The organism is Dehalobacter sp. (genome assembly GCA_023667845.1).
In the GTDB taxonomy this organism is placed as follows: Bacteria; Bacillota; Desulfitobacteriia; order Desulfitobacteriales; family Syntrophobotulaceae; genus Dehalobacter.
The window spans coordinates 31,863-38,728 of record JAMPIU010000065.1 but is presented as its reverse complement, the minus strand read 5'-3'; the positions used below and the strand labels follow the sequence as shown (position 1 = coordinate 38,728).

The 6,866-nt window shown below is 43.4% G+C and carries 5 protein-coding genes; all 5 read right to left on the bottom strand.

All coding sequences use genetic code 11. From position 1 onward, the window contains the following. Nucleotides 1-382: 382 nt before the first annotated feature. A complete protein-coding gene (locus NC238_05300; protein ID MCM1565355.1) occupies nucleotides 383-2,218 on the bottom strand; it encodes a DUF4157 domain-containing protein in 1,836 nt (611 codons plus the stop codon). Nucleotides 2,219-2,568: 350 nt separating this feature from the next. Further along, complete coding sequence (locus NC238_05295) at nucleotides 2,569-2,964, bottom strand: hypothetical protein (protein ID MCM1565354.1); 396 nt, start codon at nucleotides 2,962-2,964, stop codon at nucleotides 2,569-2,571. 293 nt (nucleotides 2,965-3,257) lie between these two features. Continuing rightward, nucleotides 3,258-4,913 carry a DUF4157 domain-containing protein gene (locus NC238_05290; protein MCM1565353.1) on the bottom strand — a complete coding sequence of 552 codons (1,656 nt, stop codon included), beginning with the start codon at nucleotides 4,911-4,913 and terminating at the stop codon, nucleotides 3,258-3,260. Nucleotides 4,914-5,406: 493 nt separating this feature from the next. Further along, nucleotides 5,407-5,766: a hypothetical protein gene (locus NC238_05285; GenBank protein MCM1565352.1), complete on the bottom strand. Its 360-nt coding sequence runs from the start codon at nucleotides 5,764-5,766 to the stop codon at nucleotides 5,407-5,409. A gap of 66 nt (nucleotides 5,767-5,832) precedes the next feature. After that, nucleotides 5,833-6,828 carry an endonuclease/exonuclease/phosphatase family protein gene (locus NC238_05280; GenBank protein ID MCM1565351.1) on the bottom strand — a complete coding sequence of 332 codons (996 nt, stop codon included), beginning with the start codon at nucleotides 6,826-6,828 and terminating at the stop codon, nucleotides 5,833-5,835. Between the last annotated feature and the right edge of the window lie 38 nt (nucleotides 6,829-6,866).

Sequence of the window (6,866 nt, the reverse complement as noted above, 5' to 3'; positions counted from 1 at the left end):
TTCTGCCCCGAAATCCTAAGGAATTATTTTTAGGCTTTCTTTTACAGGAACTCGAGCATTTCTGCTTTGTTTCTTGTGTTCTTGCGTGAACTCCAGCCTTTTCAATCATGTACCCGCCCACAATTTATGTTTGGTAATTCATATCTTAAGTATCCCAGCTAAATAATAATTGAAAAATAAAATTTAAAAGATTAAATCCCCTTAAAATCTCCGCTTCAAATTAGGGTCAAAAATTGGAAAATCTTATCTTGATTGCTGCAAATGGAATCTGTTGAATTAAGACGCAAGATTCTGTGTAAAAGCTTGTTTGCTTGAGCTTGAGCCCTAGTTTGCCTCTGCGCAGCCGTTCCGAAACATGACACTGCCATGAGCAAGTGCACTATCACGGCTCCTCCTTCTCTTTCTGGCACACGAGCTTGTTCTCGAGAGTCGTATCCTTCTTTTTATCGTAAGGTCCTTTGTATTCGTCGATATCTTTGCCTTTGATTTTACCTCCAACGTCGTCGGCGGTGCGAGGCCCTAAATCCTCGATTAGCAACTGTGTGCCAATCGGGATCACTTTTTTGTCGACTGCGACTGAGCTTCCCACAGTCAGCGGCCGGTTGTCCTTGCCCAATGCATGCGGTACCTCCATGTAGCAGTTTACCTCCTCCTCTTTCGAGCCCTTTTTTATCCTCTTCGTTCCCGCAACATTGATAATCTTTCCAGAGAGTGTGCGGCCGCTGCCCTCCATGTCTACACCTAATGGCGCCACCCCTTTAGTTTTATGGAGAAATTGCTCGCGGAACGTGCCCTTCAAGCCGCAGGGATCCTTTTCCACAGGCTGTTCGGGAAATTGGGATTCGTCCGCGATGAAATAACTTGTAATCTTGAATTTGCCGAGCGACTTGAAGCCCTTCGGGCAGCTGACTTCAAGTTGATAGACATAGCTCTGCAGTTCGGGCTCCAATTTAGTCTTGACAGTGAACATGCCCTCAGTGAATCCACCGTGCGTCTTCGCCTCAACCTCCCCCTTTGCTCTTGCGGCTGGCTCGGTGAGCGGCTGGAACAGGAAGTAAAAGCGATCCAATTTTTGCTCTTTACCGGTCTGTGCTAAACCGTCCTCTTCGTGGAGCGGACCACCGATCTTGGCCTCGATGTGCGCGTCTTTGAACTTCTCCACCTGCGTTTTCGCCTCGGCACCAGTCTTAAAACAGGAGCGAAACCGGCCTCCTACGAGGCTGGGCCACTTGGTCCAACCTACTTCTTCGGGGGCTGCGTCGGGGCACTTGGGTCGTATGAAAAAAGACTTCGCAAAATCGCTGTACTCTACGGTAAATATGTCCTTCTTCCCCAGCTTCGCTTCGGCGGTTGATTTCTTGGCCTCCGCCTCATCTTTGGTGAGCGGAAAGTAGAAAAAGGTGTATTCTTTACCCTCTGACACCAGAATGGGATCGACCTCAATGGTGCCCTCTAGATTGAGCAGTTTAGACTTGCCGAGGCTCTGGACGGCTTTGATTTTATTATTCGCTATCTCCTTTGAGTAGGAATAACGCCAGCGCGTGCGAACCTGACGCTGCAGAGCGGCTGGTGCGTGGCTGGAGTCCTGCTGGACAACATGGACCAGCTCGTGAGCGAGCAGGCGTCGGCCGGCGTCGGTATTAAGTTGATAATGGCTTGTGCCGAATACGATTTTGTGACCCACCGTGTAAGCGTTAGCGTTCACATCACGCGCAGATTGCCCGGCAGCCGGGCCGGTATGCACCCTCACATGGGAAAAGTCGTGCCCAAAGCGAGGCTCCATAAAAGCACGGGTAGCTGAATTAAGCGGCTGGCCGGGAGAACTCAACACTTCATGGACGATTGAAGGCATTTCCCAATCCTTAGTTACAGGTAATCTTCCTGAAGATTCTTTTGCCTGCAAAAACTTTCCTTCATCCTCATCGCACTTAGGACACTTGCGCTGAAGAGCAGGATCCGGTGTCCTCATTATATGCTCAGCTATCCGGTCCGCTTCCTGTTCATAAATGTCATTAGGTTGACCTATCTTAAGTTTAGCCTGCAAAGCTCTTGACTTGATCAACCTCTGGACTGCCTGATTGCCTGCAGTTCTTTGAAGCTGCAGTATTCTGTCATCAGGAGAAACTGTAGAACTGTAGCTAGTATTTTGTTTGCAAGAATTCGAGCACTTCTGCTTTGATTCTTGTATTTTGGCATGAACTCCAGCTTTCTCAGCCATATACCCATCTCCAATTTATATTTAGAATTATATATTAAATATGCCAGGTAAATTTGAAAATTGTGCGAAAAATTCAAAATAAAACTATTGCATCGATTCCAAAATCGAAACATGTCCAAGAGCTAATTGCGATCACGAAAAGAAACTTTGTTCCTCATCATTACATGTTAATATTGTTTCCAAAAAAACTGACATCACTTCTCAGCTTTATTTTGCCTTTGGTGAGGCTAGAGCGCCTTCTTTGATAAATGAAAATGCAAGCACTTTTTCTATTTGAAACTGCACCTAGATCAAACAGAATAAATCAGGGAAGATAAGTCCCTAGTGCTCGTTATTAAATTCGATAAGCTTTAAGGCTCATACAGTAAACGGCGCACAAACTCAATCGGTGATAGTGCCTTTAGTTCAGTACCATTTAAACTTAATCGTAGACAAACGGCAGCGGACTCCCCAAAAAAAGGCTCATAAGCAATCCTAGGAAAGCCAACTAGAAAATTCATAATTGCATAGGCGTCAACCGTGAAACTCTTTGGATTTACCATTCGGTCTTTATCTAGGTCAAAAACAGTAATATTGGAGAGTGGCTCTTGCTGTTCGTCTAACTTCAGCCAAACTGATTTCACGGAAGCTGTTACGGTACCGGTCGTATGATTCTCTAAGCGAAATTTTCCATAACTTACAGATGGGTCTACTACATAACTTATGGTAACTTTTTCTCCAATAAGCTGAGGGACTGATTCATGCATAGTCATCATAGTCGCCTAATGAACTGTTATCATTTGCATGTACAAGATAATTAAATTATCATTATTTCTATAATTATGGTTCAAGGAAAAGTAAGTTCTAATTTTATGACGACTTAAAGCACAAAAAACACGGATAAACTGTGATCGTTACTTCATTAATTTAATTTCTTTTCCTTGTTCTCACCACTTCATGTATTCGTTTGGGATTAGAAATAAATGTATTTTAATCCATCTAGATCCAAATTCAATCATTTATTTTTGACATATTTTGGGATCCATTAGGATTAACTACCTCAAGGGCAAATCCACCCCGCAGTTGGATGAATCACCTCTTTGACAGGAATCGTTATCTTACGCCCCGGAACTTTCTCACCTGTCACTGCTGGTCGAGTATATATAGTACCATTAGGTCGTTGCACATTCACATGCCCATAAGTAGATGCTTTGTCAATGATCTGATCACCTCCGCCGCCCCCCTTTGGAACTGAAGGATAATAAGTCCCGACGAAAGTTTCTACTTTGGTTGGATCGGCATATTCGCGTCCCTGCACATCGGTGCTCCGAAGTTCAGGCCGACCAGTCAAGCCCATTGCAATATTGAATTCTTCTGTAATACGATAAACGTAGGACTCTCTTTGTTTAGTTGTCTTATGAGTACTGGGCTGCTCGGTGTGAAGTACTTCATGGTAGAGAAATTTAGATACATCTTCGCAAGAACTATTCTTGATTCCTATCTCACTCCCATCTCTATAGCCTTTAACAGGTACTGGAGAAGGTATCCAATTTCTCCCATTCCAATATTCATCCGCAAAAGAGATAAAGTCGAAGGATTTGAGGGTGATTTTAGTCCTTAAAACATCGATCGTGTGCGGACTCCATGGACACAGTACCGAGCGGACGCATGCAGCGGTCCAAGGTTCAGATAAACTTGTTCGCGGCGGTAATGTCGGAGCACCAAATCTCGTATCAAGGGCCGACATTGTGAGCTTCCCAACTTTGCCATCATCAACCAGTGGTGGATTTGCTCTCTGGAAATCTTTGACTGCATCTTTTGTTTCACTGCCAAATACGCCGTCGGCACCATACTTCGGCAGAGGAAAACCTAAGTCATACAGAGCATGCTGGATAGCTTGTACACCGCGAGAGGAATTACCTTCTATGATCACTTTTTCCCCATCAAAAGTTGCCTCTAAATCCGGCAGACGTGAGAAACGCGGTGAGGTCAAGTCATGTCCATCTCCAAGAGTTCTCTGGATATTAAGTTGCCCAATTGGAGAGAGTGCAAGCGAATTCTTTCGATATGAGTTAGTTTCACCTTGTTGGATAACGTGTGCAAGTTCATGGGCCATCAACATTTTCTCCTTACTGGTTGATGGCGCGGATTGTTCCATCCCGAAGACTATATCCCGGCCCATTGTATATGCCCGTGCATTCATCGCCCTTGCCGACTCAGCAGCCTTCACATCCGTATGCACCCGTACATTACTGAAGTCGTAACCAAAGCGTGGCTCCATAAAAGCACGGGTAGCTGAATTAAGCGGCTGGCCGGGAGAGTGTAGCACTTCATTGACGAGAGGATGTACATTTTGATTCAGAACTGCAGGCACTTTTCCAGAAGAATTTTTGGCTTGTAAAACCTTTTTTTCATCCCCATCGCACTTTGGACACTTACGCTGAAGAACAGGATCCGGTGTCCTCATTATATGCTCAGCTATCCGGTCCGCTTCCTGTTCATATATATCTCCGGGTTGGCTCATGGTAAGTTTGGCCTGCAAAGCTCTTGATTTAATCAATCTCTGAACAGCCTGGTTGCCTGCAGTTTGCTGAAAGTATAGTATCCTGTCTGCTGGAGAGTCTGAATAGTTGAAGCGCGGCTTTCGTTTGAAAAAATTAGAGTATTTCTGCTTTGATTCTTGTGCTTTGGCATGAACTCCAGCTTTCTCAGCCATATATCCATCCCCATTTATATTTAGTAACTTATATCTTAAATATGCCATCTATGGTTGATATCTGTAAAAATTAAAAAATCAACAGATCAAGTTAGTGGTTTATAAATCTAAAAAATGTACATTCCTATATTTTGGAAAAGTGTAGAGAACTTTTTAGGCCTGCAGTTTTTAGCAACTCGCACCATGGATACAAAAGTAATGCTGCTAAAGTTCTTCTATTAATTCCTTTAACAACCCGATTCAATGGGTTTATCTTTATGCAAAGGTATTGATAAAAAGGCAATCTTATACCAGGAGGTAAATGGTATCCGTGAAGCGCTGGAGCAGGATCAGCGTGTAGCTAAATATAAAAATCAAATTGTATGCAGCCACCGCATCCTAACATGCTTCTGCTTCATTTTTTGCAATCCGGGTTAAGAGTACCGGCACCCTTCTTATTATTGAAAGAAAAAAGCTAGTTCTCTAAAGCTAGAGTTAAAAACTTAGAACGGTTTCAGTCCGGCGACATGATTCCTGTGACAATAGCCAAAAAAACCACGAGAAAAGCGGCTGCATAAAAAACATGAGCTGCAAACATATCTTTCCTGTCAATTATCTGTAAAATCCGAGCACAGAAAAAAGAAAATAAGATAGCTGAGAAATAGATAGACGGAGAAGTCCAATTAAAGATAAAAAAGACAAGATACAGCTGAAAAAAAGTAAAAAACCCCATTCCTGCAGGAAAAAATCGATATACTGAGAGCATACCCGCAAAATCAGCACCTGCGGTATAAAGTAGGTGCGGAACCAGCGAAACAAAGGCAAGAAGCAAGAATTGCCAGCTTATTAGATTTTCTTTTAAATTATTTTTCATTCCTGTACTCTAACTCTATCGGATTCTTTTGCTATTTAATGACCACTACTGTTAAACTTTTTTTATTTAATTGTCATCTGGGATTTCAAATTCTGCAATTACAGGCGCATGGTCAGATTCAGGGAATTTTATGTCCGTCGCATGGGCAATAGATTCGTCGTGCAGCAGTTCATTATGTACCTCTAAACCCTTATAGAACGCGATCATATTTCTCGATACCAGCAGATGGTCCAGCATATTCCCTTTTCCCTGGTGGTAAAGCGAAAAGCGTGCGGACTCAGGGATGCTCATCTCACAGGGCAACATAATGCGTCTTGCAAGCTCACCATTGCCTGTATTTTCAACCCTCCCCCTGATGGCTTCTACAGGCACGTCATCTAAGTCCGCATTAAAATCTCCGCAGGCTACAATCCAGGCATTTTCATCTTCGCCGAAAATTTCGTCAATTAACATTCTGGTTTCCAGAGCCTGTCCTACTCTTTTCATAGAAGAAAGGAAGAATCCTTCTGCCCAGCCTGAGGAGGTTTTCCAGGTGAAATTGTCAATTTTCTGGCCTTGAATGTCTGTAGGTATCTTGGATTTTAGATGGAGATTGATGACGTCCATAATTTTCTCCCCAATTTTTATTTTGGCGTGAAGAGTAGGCCTTTCCCAGGTGATTTCTTTTGCGGTTTGTTCTCCTCCATCCGTTACTGCTGTTACTATTTTGTAAAGTGGAGCAGGAGCAAAGCGGTGTTTATACTGATGATGCTCTAAAATCTCGAAACGGCTCAGGATAACAAGATTACGTTCGTCGTAAACCTGCGATCCACCTTCGTCCATGGTTGATACCCTGTTAAAGTTGGTATATTGTGTATCTTTAAGGAGCTCATCCAGAGCCAGAAGACGGCGCGGTTGGCCTGCTTCTTCCTGGCCGTTAACTTCCTGAAGACATAAAATATCAGCATTAATTCTCTGCAATTGAGGGCGCATAACTGCAATGCGCTCTTCCAGCGTCGGTTCTTTGTTAGTTTTTTGGAAATCCAGATTTTCAAGATTGAAGGTTGCTATGCGTAGTTTCAAGGTATTACCTCCGAAGATTAATCGAAAAATAATCCTGT

What these genes read in the sequence shown, in the direction of transcription:
- NC238_05300 (MCM1565355.1), bottom strand. Translation starts at nt 2,218, where the DNA reads ATGGCTGAGAAAGCTGGAGTTCATGCCAAAATACAAGAATCAAAGCAG.
- NC238_05295 (MCM1565354.1), bottom strand. Translation starts at nt 2,964, where the DNA reads ATGCATGAATCAGTCCCTCAGCTTATTGGAGAAAAAGTTACCATAAGT.
- NC238_05290 (MCM1565353.1), bottom strand. Translation starts at nt 4,913, where the DNA reads ATGGCTGAGAAAGCTGGAGTTCATGCCAAAGCACAAGAATCAAAGCAG.
- NC238_05285 (MCM1565352.1), bottom strand. Translation starts at nt 5,766, where the DNA reads ATGAAAAATAATTTAAAAGAAAATCTAATAAGCTGGCAATTCTTGCTT.